The sequence below is a fragment of the Vibrio sp. 10N.222.49.C9 genome (genome assembly GCF_041474985.1).
Classification (GTDB): domain Bacteria; phylum Pseudomonadota; class Gammaproteobacteria; order Enterobacterales; family Vibrionaceae; genus Vibrio; species Vibrio crassostreae_C.
This window is the reverse complement of the sequence record NZ_JBFRVD010001158.1, coordinates 1-288: the sequence shown is the minus strand read 5'-3', so window position 1 is coordinate 288 and position 288 is coordinate 1. Positions and strand designations below refer to the sequence as shown.

At 44.4% G+C, this 288-nt stretch carries 1 pseudogene; it reads right to left on the bottom strand.

Annotated features, from left to right (window positions below):
• Window positions 1–17 precede the first annotated feature (17 nt).
• Window positions 18–288: pseudogene (locus AB4585_RS27350) on the bottom strand (1-acyl-sn-glycerol-3-phosphate acyltransferase); the annotation flags it as partial.

Genomic DNA, 288 nt, shown 5'->3' with positions numbered 1-288 from the left:
GCTCCCTTTTTTCTTGTTTAGTTTTTCACGCCGTCAGCGGCATTTCTTGCGTCGACTTCTTCATCCAAGTCTTTCAGCTTCGCTTCCATCTGACTACGACAAAGCTCTGCAAGCTCACGCACATTAGACTTACTGTATTGTGATGTATCCACTGGTGGTAGCATCTCAATAATAACGTGACCGTTATTCCAACGATTCAGTTTTACCTTATCTTGAGTCGTGCTACATACAATAGGAATGATGGGTGTCTCAGCGCCAATCGCGGCATGAAAAGCACCGGTCTTAAAT